Source organism: Microbacterium sp. RU1D (assembly GCF_900156435.1).
GTDB lineage: Bacteria > Actinomycetota > Actinomycetes > Actinomycetales > Microbacteriaceae > Microbacterium.
The window spans coordinates 1-12,906 of record NZ_FTPQ01000002.1; the positions used below are offsets into that span (position 1 = coordinate 1).

The 12,906-nt window shown below is 70.3% G+C and carries 12 protein-coding genes; 10 read left to right on the plus strand and 2 right to left on the minus strand.

Annotation, left to right across the window (positions count from 1 at the left end; translation table 11 throughout):
- The first annotated feature begins 188 nt into the window (after nucleotides 1–188).
- From B0B15_RS08740 to B0B15_RS08765, 6 genes are all read left to right on the plus strand, one after another.
- A complete protein-coding gene (locus tag B0B15_RS08740) occupies nucleotides 189–1,409 on the plus strand; it encodes an MFS transporter (RefSeq protein ID WP_256334262.1) in 1,221 nt (406 codons plus the stop codon).
- Between the two features lie 127 nt (nucleotides 1,410–1,536).
- A complete protein-coding gene (gene treS, locus B0B15_RS08745) occupies nucleotides 1,537–3,810 on the plus strand; it encodes a maltose alpha-D-glucosyltransferase (protein ID WP_076676404.1) in 2,274 nt (757 codons plus the stop codon).
- 88 nt (nucleotides 3,811–3,898) lie between these two features.
- Complete coding sequence (locus B0B15_RS08750; RefSeq protein ID WP_076675320.1) at nucleotides 3,899–4,447, plus strand: GIY-YIG nuclease family protein; 549 nt, start codon at nucleotides 3,899–3,901, stop codon at nucleotides 4,445–4,447.
- Nucleotides 4,448–4,552: 105 nt separating this feature from the next.
- Nucleotides 4,553–5,254, plus strand: coding sequence for a hypothetical protein (locus B0B15_RS08755; RefSeq protein ID WP_076675322.1), 702 nt, complete (start codon nucleotides 4,553–4,555; stop codon nucleotides 5,252–5,254).
- An 87-nt stretch (nucleotides 5,255–5,341) separates the two neighbouring features.
- Nucleotides 5,342–6,961, plus strand: a complete 1,620-nt coding sequence (locus B0B15_RS08760; RefSeq protein WP_076675323.1) for a sensor histidine kinase — start codon at nucleotides 5,342–5,344, stop codon at nucleotides 6,959–6,961.
- Nucleotides 6,962–6,969: 8 nt separating this feature from the next.
- Complete coding sequence (locus B0B15_RS08765) at nucleotides 6,970–8,115, plus strand: diguanylate cyclase domain-containing protein (protein WP_179078794.1); 1,146 nt, start codon at nucleotides 6,970–6,972, stop codon at nucleotides 8,113–8,115.
- Nucleotides 8,116–8,160: 45 nt separating this feature from the next.
- Here B0B15_RS08765 and B0B15_RS08770 read toward each other — a convergent pair whose 3' ends face one another.
- Nucleotides 8,161–8,532 (minus strand): response regulator transcription factor, encoded by a 372-nt coding sequence (locus B0B15_RS08770; RefSeq protein WP_076675326.1) that lies wholly within the window; start codon nucleotides 8,530–8,532, stop codon nucleotides 8,161–8,163.
- Between the two features lie 117 nt (nucleotides 8,533–8,649).
- On the opposite strand from B0B15_RS08770, the gene coaE reads away from it, so the two are divergent.
- The 3 genes from coaE (at nucleotide 8,650) to B0B15_RS08785 (ending at nucleotide 11,870) form a co-directional block, all read left to right on the plus strand.
- Nucleotides 8,650–9,252: a dephospho-CoA kinase gene (gene coaE, locus B0B15_RS08775; RefSeq protein WP_076675328.1), complete on the plus strand. Its 603-nt coding sequence runs from the start codon at nucleotides 8,650–8,652 to the stop codon at nucleotides 9,250–9,252.
- Between the two features lie 113 nt (nucleotides 9,253–9,365).
- The gene (uvrB, locus tag B0B15_RS08780) at nucleotides 9,366–11,435 is read left to right on the plus strand and encodes an excinuclease ABC subunit UvrB (protein WP_076675329.1); all 2,070 of its coding nucleotides are present in this window, start codon (nucleotides 9,366–9,368) and stop codon (nucleotides 11,433–11,435) included.
- 12 nt (nucleotides 11,436–11,447) lie between these two features.
- The gene (locus B0B15_RS08785; RefSeq protein WP_076675331.1) at nucleotides 11,448–11,870 is read left to right on the plus strand and encodes a VOC family protein; all 423 of its coding nucleotides are present in this window, start codon (nucleotides 11,448–11,450) and stop codon (nucleotides 11,868–11,870) included.
- Between the two features lie 320 nt (nucleotides 11,871–12,190).
- On the opposite strand, the gene B0B15_RS08790 is transcribed toward B0B15_RS08785, so the two are convergent.
- On the minus strand, nucleotides 12,191–12,433 hold the full coding sequence (locus B0B15_RS08790) for a hypothetical protein (protein WP_083708961.1): 243 nt from the start codon (nucleotides 12,431–12,433) through the stop codon (nucleotides 12,191–12,193).
- 30 nt (nucleotides 12,434–12,463) lie between these two features.
- On the opposite strand from B0B15_RS08790, the gene B0B15_RS08795 reads away from it, so the two are divergent.
- Nucleotides 12,464–12,892: a MarR family winged helix-turn-helix transcriptional regulator gene (locus B0B15_RS08795; RefSeq protein WP_076675332.1), complete on the plus strand. Its 429-nt coding sequence runs from the start codon at nucleotides 12,464–12,466 to the stop codon at nucleotides 12,890–12,892.
- Nucleotides 12,893–12,906 lie beyond the last annotated feature (14 nt).

A 12,906-nucleotide genomic window follows, 5' to 3' on the forward strand; every position in this document is an offset into this window, starting at 1 on the left:
AGGGGGGACCCTGTGGGAGAGTAGGACACCGCCGGACTTCCTTTAACGAAATGGCCACCCAACGCTGGGTGGCCATTTCGCATTTACGGGCACAAGTGACGTGCGAAGGCGCCGGGGCGCGGCATCCTGAATTCGGGACGGTCGCGCCGTCGGCGCCTTCGTCGTACCCGGCGGCTAGTGTCGATGGAGTGAGCGATTTCTCGGGGCACCTGCCGGGCAGTCGCGCTTATCGGCGGTTGCTCGTGGGGCTTTTCTTCGGTGGCGTCGCCACCTTCGCGCAGCTGTACTCGACGCAGGCCCTGCTGCCGGCCATCGCGACGGACGTCGGAACTTCTCCCGCCGGCGCCGCGCTCACGGTTTCGGCATCCACGCTGGGGCTTGCCGCGGCGGTGATCCCGTGGTCGATCGTCGCGGACCGCGTGGGCCGCGTTCCCGCGATGGCGATCGGTCTCATCGCCGCGACCCTTCTCGGCGCGCTCACGCCCCTGGCGCACGACATCGCGGTGCTCCTCGCGCTCCGTCTGCTCGAGGGGGCTGCCCTCGGCGCCGTTCCGGCCGTCGCCCTCGCCTACCTGAGCGAAGAGGTCGACGCCCGCCACGTCGCCGCGGCGGCGGGGTCCTACATCGCCGGCACGACCGTCGGTGGCCTCAGCGGACGCGTGGTGTCGGGGTGGGTGGGGGAGGCCGCCGGCTGGCGCTGGGGTGTGGCATCCGTCGTCTTGCTCTGCGTCGTCGCCGCAGTGGTGTTCCTGACACTCGTTCCGCGGGCACGCGGCTTCGTCCCGGGCCGGCGGCGCGCCGTGCGCGGGCCGTCGATCCTGCGCCGTCTCGCCGTCAATCTGCGCTCTCCCATCCAGCTCGCGCTCTACGCGCAGGGCTTCCTGCTCATGGGGGCGTTCGTCGCGGTCTACAACTACCTGGGTTTCCATCTGAGCGCGCCGCCGTTCTCCCTGGCCCCGGCGCTGATCACGCTGCTTTTCCTCGCCTACCTGGCCGGCACGGTGTCGTCTCCCCAGGCCGGGGCTCTGGCGGTCCGGTACGGGCGACTGCCCGTGCTCATCGTCGGGACGGCGGTGATGGCGGCGGGGGCGGCGCTGATGCTCGTTCCGGCGGTCGTCGCGGTGCTGGCGGGTCTCGTCGCTTTCACAGCGGGTTTCTTCGCGGCGCACGCGGTGGCATCCGGGTGGACGCCGGTCGCCGCGGTTCCCGAGGCACGGGCGCAGGCGTCGTCGCTCTACTACCTCGGCTACTACGCGGGCTCGAGCCTGTTCGGCTGGGCGTTGGGTGTCGTCTTCGGTGCCGCCGGCTGGGGGTGGTTCGTCGTCGCTGTGCTGACGATGTGCGCGGGGGCGCTCGTGCTCGCGCTGGCGGCGCTGCCCCGTGGCGGTCGCGCCGGCGCTCCGGTGTGAGGAAGCGGACGGATCTGTCGACACGCGGCATCCCGAGGTCAATGCCCACGCCCGTCTTCGATCGGACCGACTAGCGTCGATGGTGACGTGAGGGAGGTCGGGAGTGGACGACGCCGACGAGCGCACCATGACGGATGACGAACTGGTCGACGCGCAGCAGAACGCTGCGTCGAGCGACTTCGAGGAGGCGGGTGAGACCGTCTCCGAGATCAGTTACGACGAACAGCGCTATCCGGCGCGGCCGCGACGGCTGCGTCCGCGAGATCAGTTCCGGGGTGGGACGTTGCGGCGCTTCTTGACCGACCCGCGCAACGCGAACGGCGGAAACCCGTCGTACGTGGAGTGGCTCGTGCGCCAGTCGATGCTGAAGGACGCCGACGTGCTCAGCCGTCAGCTGTCGGGACAGCCGTCGATGTGGCGCAACCCCTACGCACGCCCTGACGCGCGTCGCGCGATCGAGTCGACCGACGTCTGGTTCACGGCGTACCCCATCTCGCTGATCACCCGCCCGGGGGAGTCCTTCCTCGACGCCCTGGGTGACGAGGCGCTGTGGGAGGCCTTCGAATGGGTCGGCATCAACGGCATCCACACGGGTCCGGTCAAGCGCGCGGGCGGCATCACCGGGTGGCAGGAGACGCCCAGCGTCGACGGACATTTCGACCGCATCAGCACGCAGATCGACCCGGAGTTCGGTGACGAGAACGCATTCCGTCGCGTCGCCGACGTGGCCGAGTCGCACGGTGGGAGCGTCATCGACGACATCGTGCCCGGGCACACGGGCAAGGGTGCGGACTTCCGCCTCGCCGAGATGGCGTACAAGGACTACCCGGGGATCTACCACATGGTCGAGATCCCGCGTGAGGACTGGGCCCTCCTGCCGGACGTGCCGGCCGGGCGGGACTCGGTCAACCTCGACGCCGAGACCGAGCGAGAACTGAGTGCCCGCGGGTACATCATCGGTGAGCTGCAGCGCGTGATCTTCTACACGCCCGGCGTGAAGGAGACCAACTGGAGCGCCACGGCTCCCGTGGTCGGCACGGACGGCCTCGAGCGCCGTTGGGTGTACCTGCACTACTTCAAGGAGGGGCAGCCGTCGATCAACTGGCTCGACCCCACCTTCGCGGGCATGCGACTGGTGATCGGCGACGCCCTGCACTCCCTCGGCGACCTCGGAACGAGCGCGCTGAGACTGGATGCCAACGGCTTCCTCGGCGTCGAGAAGAGCGCCGAGGGGCTGCCGGCCTGGTCGGAGGGCCACCCCCTGTCGCACGCGGCGAACCACATCATCGCCGGCATGGTGCGCAAGGTCGGCGGGTTCACGTTCCAGGAACTGAACCTCACGATGGAGGACATCCGCGACACGGGCGCGGTCGGCGCCGACCTGTCGTACGACTTCGTCACGCGTCCCGGGTACCACCACGCGCTGGCGACGGCCAACACGGAGTTCCTGCGCCTCGCCTTGAACACCGCGCTCGAGACGGGCGTCGAGCCCGTGCAGCTCGTGCACGGGATGCAGAATCACGACGAGCTCACCTACGAGCTCGTGCACTGGGCGACGACGCACCGCGACACCGTCTACCCGTTCCGCCACGCCGAGCACACCGGCGGCGAGATCGCCGAAATGGTACGGGCCGACCTGACGGAGAAGCTGACGGTCGACGCCGACTACAACCTGGTCTTCACGCAGAACGGGATCGCCTGCACCACGGCATCCCTCATCGCGGCGACGCAGGGCAAGGCGACCCTCGACGACATCACGGAAGCGGACATCCCCGCCATCCGCGACGCGCACCTGCTGCTGGCCAAGTACAACTCGTGGCAGCCGGGGGTGTTCGCCCTCTCGGGTTGGGACCTGACGGGGTCGCTCACGCTGCCCGCGGACGACGTGCGCCACCTCATCGCGTCGGGGGACACCCGCTGGATCGAGCGGGGCGGGCACGACCTGCTCGACGTCGCCCCGGAGGCCGCGTCGTCGGTGTCGGGGATGCCGCGGGCACGTTCGCTCTACGGATCCCTGGGCGCGCAGCAGGAGAACCCGGAGTCGTTCCTCTCGGGTCTGCGCGACGTGCTCCGCATCCGCGGCGACCACGGGATCGCCATCGCGACGCAGGTGGACATCCCGCAGGTGGGGCACCCCAGCATGCTGGTCATGGTGCACCGTCTCGACGGGGGAGACCGCCGCGCCGACGACGCTCCGCTGCAGATCACGGTGCTGAACTTCTCGGGCGAGACGATCGAGGGCACGGTCCGCTCGGAGTTCCTCGTCCCGCAGAGCACCGCCGTCGACGCGGCGACCGGAGACGTCGTCGGTCGCGTGGACGAGCTGCAGAGCTTCTCGCTCGAACTCGGCCCGTACGCGGGGCTGTTCCTGCTGCTGGATGCGCCGGAGGCCGAGGACTGACCCGCGAGGGGGAGCGCGCGCCGACCGGCCGCGCTTCTCCTCGCCGTCCGGCGGGCCCGATGTCGGAGGCCGGGCGTAACGTGGCCGCGTGTCCTCCCTCTGCCTCGTGCCCGACTGCGGACGGGGCGTCGATCCCGACGCGCCGCTGCCCGTGTGTCCTTGGCATCTCGCGGTCGGTGCGGACTGGGCGGCGGCGACCGACGGCGTCACCGACCTGCTCCCCACGCCGTGCCGCCTGTGCGGGTCGCGGCTCGGCGTGCGCTGGCCGAGCGGATGGCTGTGCGCCGTCTGCGAATGGCGGCACGGCGACCCCCTCGACGACGAGCTCCCGCCGCCGCGCGTGGACGTCGTGTACTACCTGCGATTCGAGGATCGCATCAAGATCGGGACGAGTGCGCGTCCCCGACGGCGCCTCGCGGCCGTGTGGCACGACGAACTGCTCGCCTTCGAGCCGGGGGACCGTCTTGTGGAGAGGCGCCGTCACGCGCAATTCGCCGACGAGCGGTTCGGCCGCACCGAGTGGTTCCGACGCAGTCCCGCACTGGAGGCGCACGTGGCGGCGCTCTCCGCCGGGGTCGATGACCCGTGGGCCCGCTACGCCCGGTGGACGAGCGAGGCCATCGCGCGTCGCGGATGACACCGGTCCTGGCGGGCGTACGACGCGCGGGGCGGACTGACAAGCCCTCCGTCCGACGCGTCACGCGCCGTAACGTAGGTGCACACGACGAGAGAGGGCGAGGACATGGGTTTCTTCGATCGACTGTTCGGCTCCGCGAGCGACACGGCCGACCGCTGGCCTGAGCCCCCCTCACGCGGTGAGGCCGGCGCTTCGCGGGATGCGGGCGGACGGTACGCGCCGCCGCCTCCTCCTTCCGCGGCGGCGTCGCCGTCGGCATCCGGGGCAGATGACGGCCGTCAGGCGATCGAGCGCTACCGGTATCTGCTGCGCACCGCGCCGCCCGAGACGGTGGAGCAGGTACACGCGGAAGCCTTCGGTCGGCTCACCCCGGCGCAGCGCCGTCAGGTGCTCGACGAGATGTCGTCGGGGCTCACCCTGTCGGAGCGGTCGGCGAGCGACGACCCCCGTTCGCTCGCGCGCGCCGCCACGCGCGCCGAGTACTCGCAGCCGGGCTTCATGGAGCGGACGTTCGGCGGTCGGTCCTTCGGCGGCGGAGCCGGTCCGGGCTTCGGCTCGATGCTGGGCGCGTCGATGCTCGGGACCATCGGCGGGTACGTGGTGGGTTCGGCCCTGGTGGGTGCCATGTTCGATCCCGGGTACGACGCGGGTTACGCGGACGGTGTCGCCGCGGATCACGGAGCCGACGGTTCCGGCGGGGATGCGGCGGCGGACTTCGGCGGAGGGGACGTCGGTGAATACGGGGGCGGCGACGTCGGCGGAGGGGATTTCGGGGGCGGCGACTTCGGCGGCGACTTCGGGTTCTGACCTCGCAGGTCCCCTCGCCGGCGGACACCGGCCGGCCGGTGTCTCGCCTGTGCGGCCGCGGCCGCCGGAAACGATATTGTCAACGGTATGGCGCCCCGGATCTCCAGCGTGCGCCTCGGTCTGCGGCGCAGCATCGTGGCGAACCAGATGCTGCTGGCCGCAGCGACTTTCATCGGCGTCGTGGTGTCGATCACGGTCGGCCAGGTCATCGACGCGACCCCGTTCTTCGCGGGTGCGTCCCTGCTGTTCGCCGGAGCGGTCTCGGCGGTGCTCCTGCCGTGGGATCGCATGCCGCAGTGGTGGGCGGCCCTTTTGCCGATCGTCGACGTCGTTGCGATCGCGTTGATGCGAGAGACTGCGCCGCTGGCCGGTCTCGGGTTGCTGTGGACGTTTCCGGCCTTGTGGATCGGCACGGTCTTCGGCGTGTGGGGCATCGTCGCGGTCTCGGTCTCGGTGACGGTCGTCATGATCCATCAGTCCATCGCGGTCGACCTGCATCGCTTCTCCGCCTCGACCTTCCTGCTCCCGTTCGTGGTGGCGGCGCTGTCGACGATCGCGCACTTCACGGCGCGTCGGGCGCAGGCGCAGCGGGAGCTGCTCGAGAAGCAGTCCGCCGAGTTGCGCCGTGCGGTCGATCGCGCGCGCCGGCAGGAAGACCTGGTCACCGAGGTTCTGGATGCCGTCGACTTCGGCGTCACCCGCGTCACGGCGGCGGGTGAGTTCGCCGTCACGAACGCCGCGCACGCGCGCCTGCTGAACACGACCGACGTGCTGGGGCGCGAGATCGAGGTCTTCGCCGCCGACGGGTCGACCGCGATCGCAGCGGACGCGACGCCCCTGGCCCGCGCGCGAGCCGGCGAGGTCTTCGAGGGCGAGATGGTCTGGTACGGCGGGCCCGGTGAGGACCGTCGCGCGCTGAGCGTCACGGCGCGGCGCCTGCCCGTTGCCGAGAACGGCGAGATCAGCGGGGTGATCGTCTCGCGCGATGTCACGGTCGAGGAGCAGGCGCGTCGCGCCCGCGAGGACCTCGTGGCGAGCGTGTCGCACGAGCTGCGCACACCGCTCACCTCGATCATCGGCTACCTGGAGCTCGCCCTCGACGACGACTCCATCGCCCCTGCGACCCGCGACCGGCTGGCGGTGGCCGAGCGTAACGCGTCCCGCCTGCTGGAGCTCGTCGCCGACATCCTGGCGCTGTCGGCGACCTCGCGAGAGGGGGTCGGCGTGGAGCTCGAACTGCGCTCGACCGACGTGGCATCGGTGGTCCGGGCCGCGATCGAGTCGATCGCCCCGCGCGCCCTCGACCACGGCGTGCACATCGACGCCTCGGGGGTCGTCGAAGCGCGTGCGGTGATCGACGCCCGCCGCGTGCGGCAGATCGTCGACAACCTGCTGTCCAACGCCATCAAGTACGTCCCCCGGGGGGCGGCGGTGAGCGTGGCGGTGCTGCAGGACGTGCACTCGGTGTCGATCGTGGTCGCCGACGACGGCCCCGGCATCTCCGTCACGGAGCAGGCGCGGCTGTTCGAGCGCTTCTTCCGCGGCGACGCCGTCCGCAACTCCTCCGCACATGGAAGCGGTCTCGGCCTCGCGATCAGTCGCGACCTCGCGCGCGCGCACGGTGGCGAGATCACCGTGCGGACGGCGCGGGGCGAGGGAGCCGTCTTCACCGTGCGTCTGCCGCGCAACCCCCGGGAGGGCGAATGATCTTCGACGTGCTCACGCTGCAGGCGGCGGCGGCCCTGGTGATCGTCGTTTCGGCCGTCATGTACCTGCTCGACACCATCATGCTGAAGGACGGTCTCCCCGGACGCCTCTGGGCGAGCGCCTACCTGTCCGGCACCTTCTCGGCCGTCTGCTACCTCGCCTGGCTGCTGCTGCCCGACGTCTTCGTGGCCGTGGCGGTGGGCAACGGCGCGTTCGTGGCCGCGACCGGATTCATTTGGCTGGGGTGCGTCGCCTTCAACGGCCGCGCGCAGCGCGTGCCCTCGATCGTCCTGGGGGTCGTCGTCCTGCTCGTCGTGGTGTCGGCCCTGGCGGCCGGTCCGGCCGGCGGCGACTGGGCGGGGGCCGTGCCGTTCTTCCTGGGCAACGCGTTGTTCGCGGTGCTCGGGGCGATCGAGACGCGGCGCGGCGCCATCGCGAAGCGGTGGAGCGCCGTCGGGCTGACGGTCATCCTCGCGGTCGAAGCCCTCTGGTTCGTCAGCCGGACGGGGGTGTTCCTCACGAGCGGGCCCGACAGCGAGCTGTTCCGGACGGTCTTCGACACCCGGATCTCGGCCGTGCTCACGATCACCCTCGTGATCGCGGCGGTGACGGTGACCTCGGTCCTGCGTGCGAACGAGTCCGCCCTGCGCGGCTCGCCCGACGTCCGCCGCCTGTCCGTGGATGCCAACGGCGTGCTGTTCCGCGAGTCGTTCGAGGCCACGCTCGCCATCGTCTGCGCCCGGGCCGAGCTGGCCGCGGAGGGCGTCTGCGTGATCGGCATCCGGATCGATGATCTGAAACGCGTCGCCGTCGCCTTCGGACCCGAGGATGCGGAGGAGATCGCCCGGGAGCTGCGAGGGGCCGTGCGCCGGCACTCGCCCACGATGGCGCTGGTGGGGGAGGCCGATACGACCGGCCTCGCAGTCGCCTTCACGACCGGACCGACGACCGACATCGGACGCGTCGCCCGCGTCCTGCACGAGCGCGTCGTGAGCGACCTCTCACGACTCGGAACCGCGGTGGTGCCGGTGGTCGGGGTGGGCGTGGCCGTCACGGCGGATCACGGGCACGACTCCCGCGCCCTCGTGCTCCGAGCCGACGAGGCGGCGGCGCGGGCTGCGGCGACGGGGGAGCAGTCCTTCCGCATCGCCTGAGCACGCGGCCCGACGCGGAACCGGGCGAGACCTCGGTACCGGGCGTCAGGACGAAGCGGCGGCGAGATCCTCGACGCGCCGGCGGAGCTCGCGCGGGCGGAAGGGTTTCGTGAGGTAGTCGTCGGCCCCGGCCTCGCGTCCCATGCGCTGCTCGGCCTCGTCGGCACGAGCGCTCACCATGAGGATGCGCGTGCTGCTGAACGCTTTGATGCGGCGGGCGGTCTCGAAACCGTCGATGCCCGGCATGCTCACGTCCAGCGTCGTCACGGCGGGTTCGTGACGTCGGACGAGCTCGATGCCCTCGAGCCCCGTGCTGGCGGCGTGCACGGTGAAGCCGGCGCTTTCGAGCACGGCGGACACGAGCGTGCGGATGTCGAGGTCGTCCTCGATCACCACCGTGGTGCGGGCATCGGGCATGGGGGAGCTTTCGTCGGGCGGGGTCCGGGAGCGATCCCACCTGCGTCGAATGGTAGACGACGAAGCGCAGCGCCGCTGGGGGGTGCCCCCGGCGTCACGTTGTGGCATTCTCTTCGGGTGCCTCTTCTCGCGCTGACGGGTGGGATCGCCTCCGGGAAGTCGACCATCTCCGCCCTCCTGGCCGAACGCGGTGCGGTCATCGTGGATGCCGACGCGATCGTCCGCGAGGTGCAGGCCCCCGGTTCCCCCGTCCTCTCGGAGATCGCGCGGGAATTCGGCGCCGAGGTCCTCACGGCCGACGGCGCACTGGACCGCCCCGGTCTCGGCGCTCGCGTCTTCGGTCATCCCGACAGGCTGGCCGCGCTGAACGCCATCGTGCATCCCGCCGTGCGGACGGAGTCGCAGCGACGATTCGACGAGGCGTTCGCCCGCGACCCGCGCGCCGTCGTGGTCTACGACGTCCCGCTGCTCGCGGAAGCGCGCGCGGGCGACGCCTGGGACCTCGTGGTCGTCGCGCACGCCCCGGCCGAGACGCGCGTGCGCCGTCTCGTCGACGGTCGCGGCCTGGCCGAGTCCGACGCCCGCGCGCGCATCGGCTCGCAGGCGTCCGACGAGGAACGATTGGCGCTGGCCGACGTCGTGATCGACACCTCGACGACGATGGATGCCACGCGGAGCCAGGTCGACGACCTCTGGGCGCGGATCTCCCCGAGCGTCTGACCGGCGTCGCGGCTTGCTCGGCGGCCGATCCATGAGTCCCGCGCGGCCCTCGCGCTCGCCGACGGCGAACGCAACCCGACCCCGATGTCGGAGGCCCCGCCTACGCTGGAATCATGCAGCCCACTCGCTCCGTCCGTCCTTTCGAGGTCATCAGCGAATACTCCCCGTCCGGCGATCAGCCGCAGGCCATCGCGGAGCTCGCGGGGCGCATCAACGCCGGCGAGACCGATGTGGTGCTGCTCGGTGCCACCGGTACCGGCAAGTCCGCGACCACGGCCTGGCTCGTGGAGCAGGTTCAGCGACCGACGCTCGTGCTCGCGCACAACAAGACGCTGGCGGCTCAGCTCGCGAACGAATTCCGCGAGCTCATGCCGAACAACGCGGTCGAGTACTTCGTGTCCTACTACGACTATTACCAGCCCGAGGCGTACGTGCCGCAGACCGATACGTTCATCGAGAAGGACAGCTCGGTCAACGCCGAGGTCGAACGCCTGCGCCACTCGACGACGAACTCGCTGCTCTCGCGTCGCGATGTCGTGGTGGTCTCGACGGTGTCGTGCATCTACGGCCTCGGCGCGCCCGAGGAGTACCTGCGTGCGATGGTGGCCCTGCAGGTGGGGGAGCGGTACGACCGCGACGCGCTCATCCGCAAGTTCATCTCGATGCAGTACAACCGCAACGACGTCGACTTCTCGCGCGGCAACTTCCGCGTGCGGGGTGACACGATCGAGATCATCCCCGTGTACGAGGAGTACGCGATCCGCATCGAGATGTTCGGTGACGAGATCGAGGCGCTGTACACCCTCCACCCTCTGACGGGCGACGTCATCGAGAAGATGGACTCGGTGCCCATCTTCCCCGCCTCGCACTACGTCGCGGGAACCGAGACGGTGCAGCGCGCCATCGGCACCATCGAGCATGAGCTCGGTGAGCGGCTCAAGGAGCTCGAGTCCCAGAACAAGCTGCTCGAGGCGCAGCGTCTGCGAATGCGCACCACCTTCGACCTCGAGATGCTGCAGCAGCTCGGCTTCTGTTCGGGCATCGAGAACTACTCGCGCCACATGGACGGCCGCATGGCGGGCGATCCGCCGCACACGTTGCTCGACTTCTTCCCCGACGACTTCCTGCTCGTCATCGACGAGTCGCACGTGACCGTGCCCCAGATCGGTGCGATGTATGAGGGCGACGCATCGCGCAAGCGCACGCTGGTGGAGCACGGCTTCCGCCTGCCCAGCGCGATGGACAACCGCCCGCTGCGGTGGGACGAGTTCAAAGAGCGCGTGGGACAGACGGTGTACCTGTCGGCGACCCCGGGGCGATACGAGATGGGGATCGCCGACGGGGTGGTGGAGCAGATCATCCGCCCGACGGGGCTGGTGGATCCCGAGATCATCGTCAAGCCGTCGAAGGGACAGATCGACGACCTGCTCGAGGAGATCCGCGTGCGCGTCGAGCGCGACGAGCGCGTCCTCGTCACCACGCTGACGAAGAAGATGGCCGAGGAGCTCACTGACTTCCTCGGCGAGCACGGCGTGCGCGTGCGTTACCTGCACTCTGACGTCGACACCCTGCGTCGCGTCGAGCTGCTCACGGAGCTGCGCGCCGGCGTCTACGACGTGCTGGTCGGCATCAACCTGCTGCGCGAGGGTCTCGACCTCCCCGAGGTGTCGCTTGTGGCCATCCTCGACGCCGACAAGGAGGGGTTCCTCCGCAGCGGCACCTCTCTCATCCAGACGATCGGTCGTGCCGCCCGAAACGTCTCGGGCGAGGTGCACATGTACGCCGACAAGATCACCGATTCGATGCGCAACGCCATCGATGAGACGGAACGCCGTCGCGAGAAGCAGATCGCGTACAACACCGAGCACGGGATCGACCCTCAGCCGCTGCGCAAGAAGATCGCCGACATCACCGAGGTGCTCAATCGCGAGGCGACCGACACGAAGAAGATGCTCGCCCGCAACGACAAGGCGGGTAAGGGCAAGTCGCCCACGCCGTCGCTGCGTCGCACCGGCATCGCCGCGGAGGGGGCGGACCAGCTCGAGTCGACCATCGCCGACCTGACCCAGCAGATGCTGGCGGCGGCCGCGGAGCTCAAGTTCGAGCTGGCGGGGCGTCTCCGTGACGAGGTGCAGGACATGAAGAAGGAATTGCGGGCGATGGAGCGGGCCGGGCACGCCTGACCCGGGGTCCCGATGGAGCAGCGCATCACCCTCGTCACCCTCGGGGTGGAGGATCTCACCCGAGCGATTACCTTCTACTCGGCGCTCGGCTGGCGTCCTCATCCGTCGTCGGTAGAGGGTGAGGTGGCGTTCTTCGATATGGGAGGGGCCGTTGTCGCGCTCTGGTCGCGCGAAGCCCTTGCCGCGGATTCGGGGGTCGTCGATGGCGGGGGCTGGGGCGGTGTCACGCTCGCGCACAACGTCGGCTCCCCTCCCGAGGTGGATGCGATCCTCGAGGCGGCCCGGTCGGCCGGTGCCCGCCTCGCCCGCGGCGCCGCCCCCACCGCCTGGGGCGGATACTCCGGGGTCTTCGTCGATCCCGACGGGCACCCGTGGGAGGTCGCGGTCAATCCCGGCTGGCCCCTCGACGCCCAGGGGCATCCGCGGCTCGGGTGAGGGGTTTTCTGCTGCCGACAGGTGGATTGGGGAGAGATCCTGGCGGACGGGTCTCTGCGGCGTGGTTTCGCCGCGAGCACTCCCGGGGCAGGCGCCTCCCGGTGGCTCGGAGCACCGGTGGCGGCGACACGGCCCCCGCTCTTCCGGCCGAGGACTTCCGGCGCGGGGCCTGCGTGCGGGCCTCGCGTGCGAGTTCTTCGCGCGGCGCCTCAGCGCCATTGTCATCTCAGAGATCGTCGGCTTCGAGCCGTCCTCTTCGCGATCGTCCTCCCCGCGATCGTCCTCCCCGAGACCGTCCGCTCCGCGTTCGTCTCTCCGCGTCAGGGGCAGTGCAGGAGCGGCTTCGGGCCCGTGCGATCCACAGTGTGCTCCGCCATCGCGTGACCGCACAGGGGGCAGGGGCGTGCCGTGCGCACGGGCTCCGGCGTCGTTTCGTACGGGCCGACCGAGGCGGGTCCTGCGACGCGGATGAGACGGGTGTTCAGGTATTGGTACCAGCCGCCGGCCTCGCGTACGCGTTCGCGCAGCGGTGGGCGGTCGGCATCCTTTCGTGTCATGATCATTAGTGTACTAACCATTCGGGGAGGGATGCCGTGAACGATCCACTGAAGCTGGAGAACCAGGTGTGCTTCGCCCTCGTCACGGCGGCGCGGAACGTCGTGTCGATCTACCGGCCCGTCCTCGAGCCCCTCGGACTGACGCATCCGCAGTATCTCGTGATGCTCGCCCTGTGGGAGAGTGCTCCGCGGTCGCTCGGTGCCCTCGCCGCCGAGCTCGCGATGGAACCGGCGACGCTCTCACCTCTGGTGAAGCGTCTCGAGGCGCAAGGGCGCGTGGCGCGGGGGCGACGGGCCGACGATGAGCGCGTGCTCCACATCGATCTCACCGACGAGGGCCGCGCCCTGCGGGAGGCTGCGCTCGAGGTGCCCGGCCGCATCATGGAGCGCGTCGGCGTCGACGAACGCGCACTCGCTGCGCTGCGCGACGGTCTCGCTCCCTTCGCGGGGCCGGTCCGCGACTGAGGAGCGCCCTGGCC

Excerpts from the sequence above, each read along its gene's own strand:
- uvrB (WP_076675329.1), top strand. The coding sequence starts at position 9,366 with ATGCAGCCCACTCGCTCCGTCCGTCCTTTCGAGGTCATCAGCGAATAC.
- B0B15_RS08770 (WP_076675326.1), bottom strand. The coding sequence starts at position 8,532 with ATGCCCGATGCCCGCACCACGGTGGTGATCGAGGACGACCTCGACATC.
- treS (WP_076676404.1), top strand. The coding sequence starts at position 1,537 with ATGACGGATGACGAACTGGTCGACGCGCAGCAGAACGCTGCGTCGAGC.
- B0B15_RS08790 (WP_083708961.1), bottom strand. The coding sequence starts at position 12,433 with ATGATCATGACACGAAAGGATGCCGACCGCCCACCGCTGCGCGAACGC.
- B0B15_RS08785 (WP_076675331.1), top strand. The coding sequence starts at position 11,448 with ATGGAGCAGCGCATCACCCTCGTCACCCTCGGGGTGGAGGATCTCACC.
- B0B15_RS08760 (WP_076675323.1), top strand. The coding sequence starts at position 5,342 with ATGGCGCCCCGGATCTCCAGCGTGCGCCTCGGTCTGCGGCGCAGCATC.
- B0B15_RS08755 (WP_076675322.1), top strand. The coding sequence starts at position 4,553 with ATGGGTTTCTTCGATCGACTGTTCGGCTCCGCGAGCGACACGGCCGAC.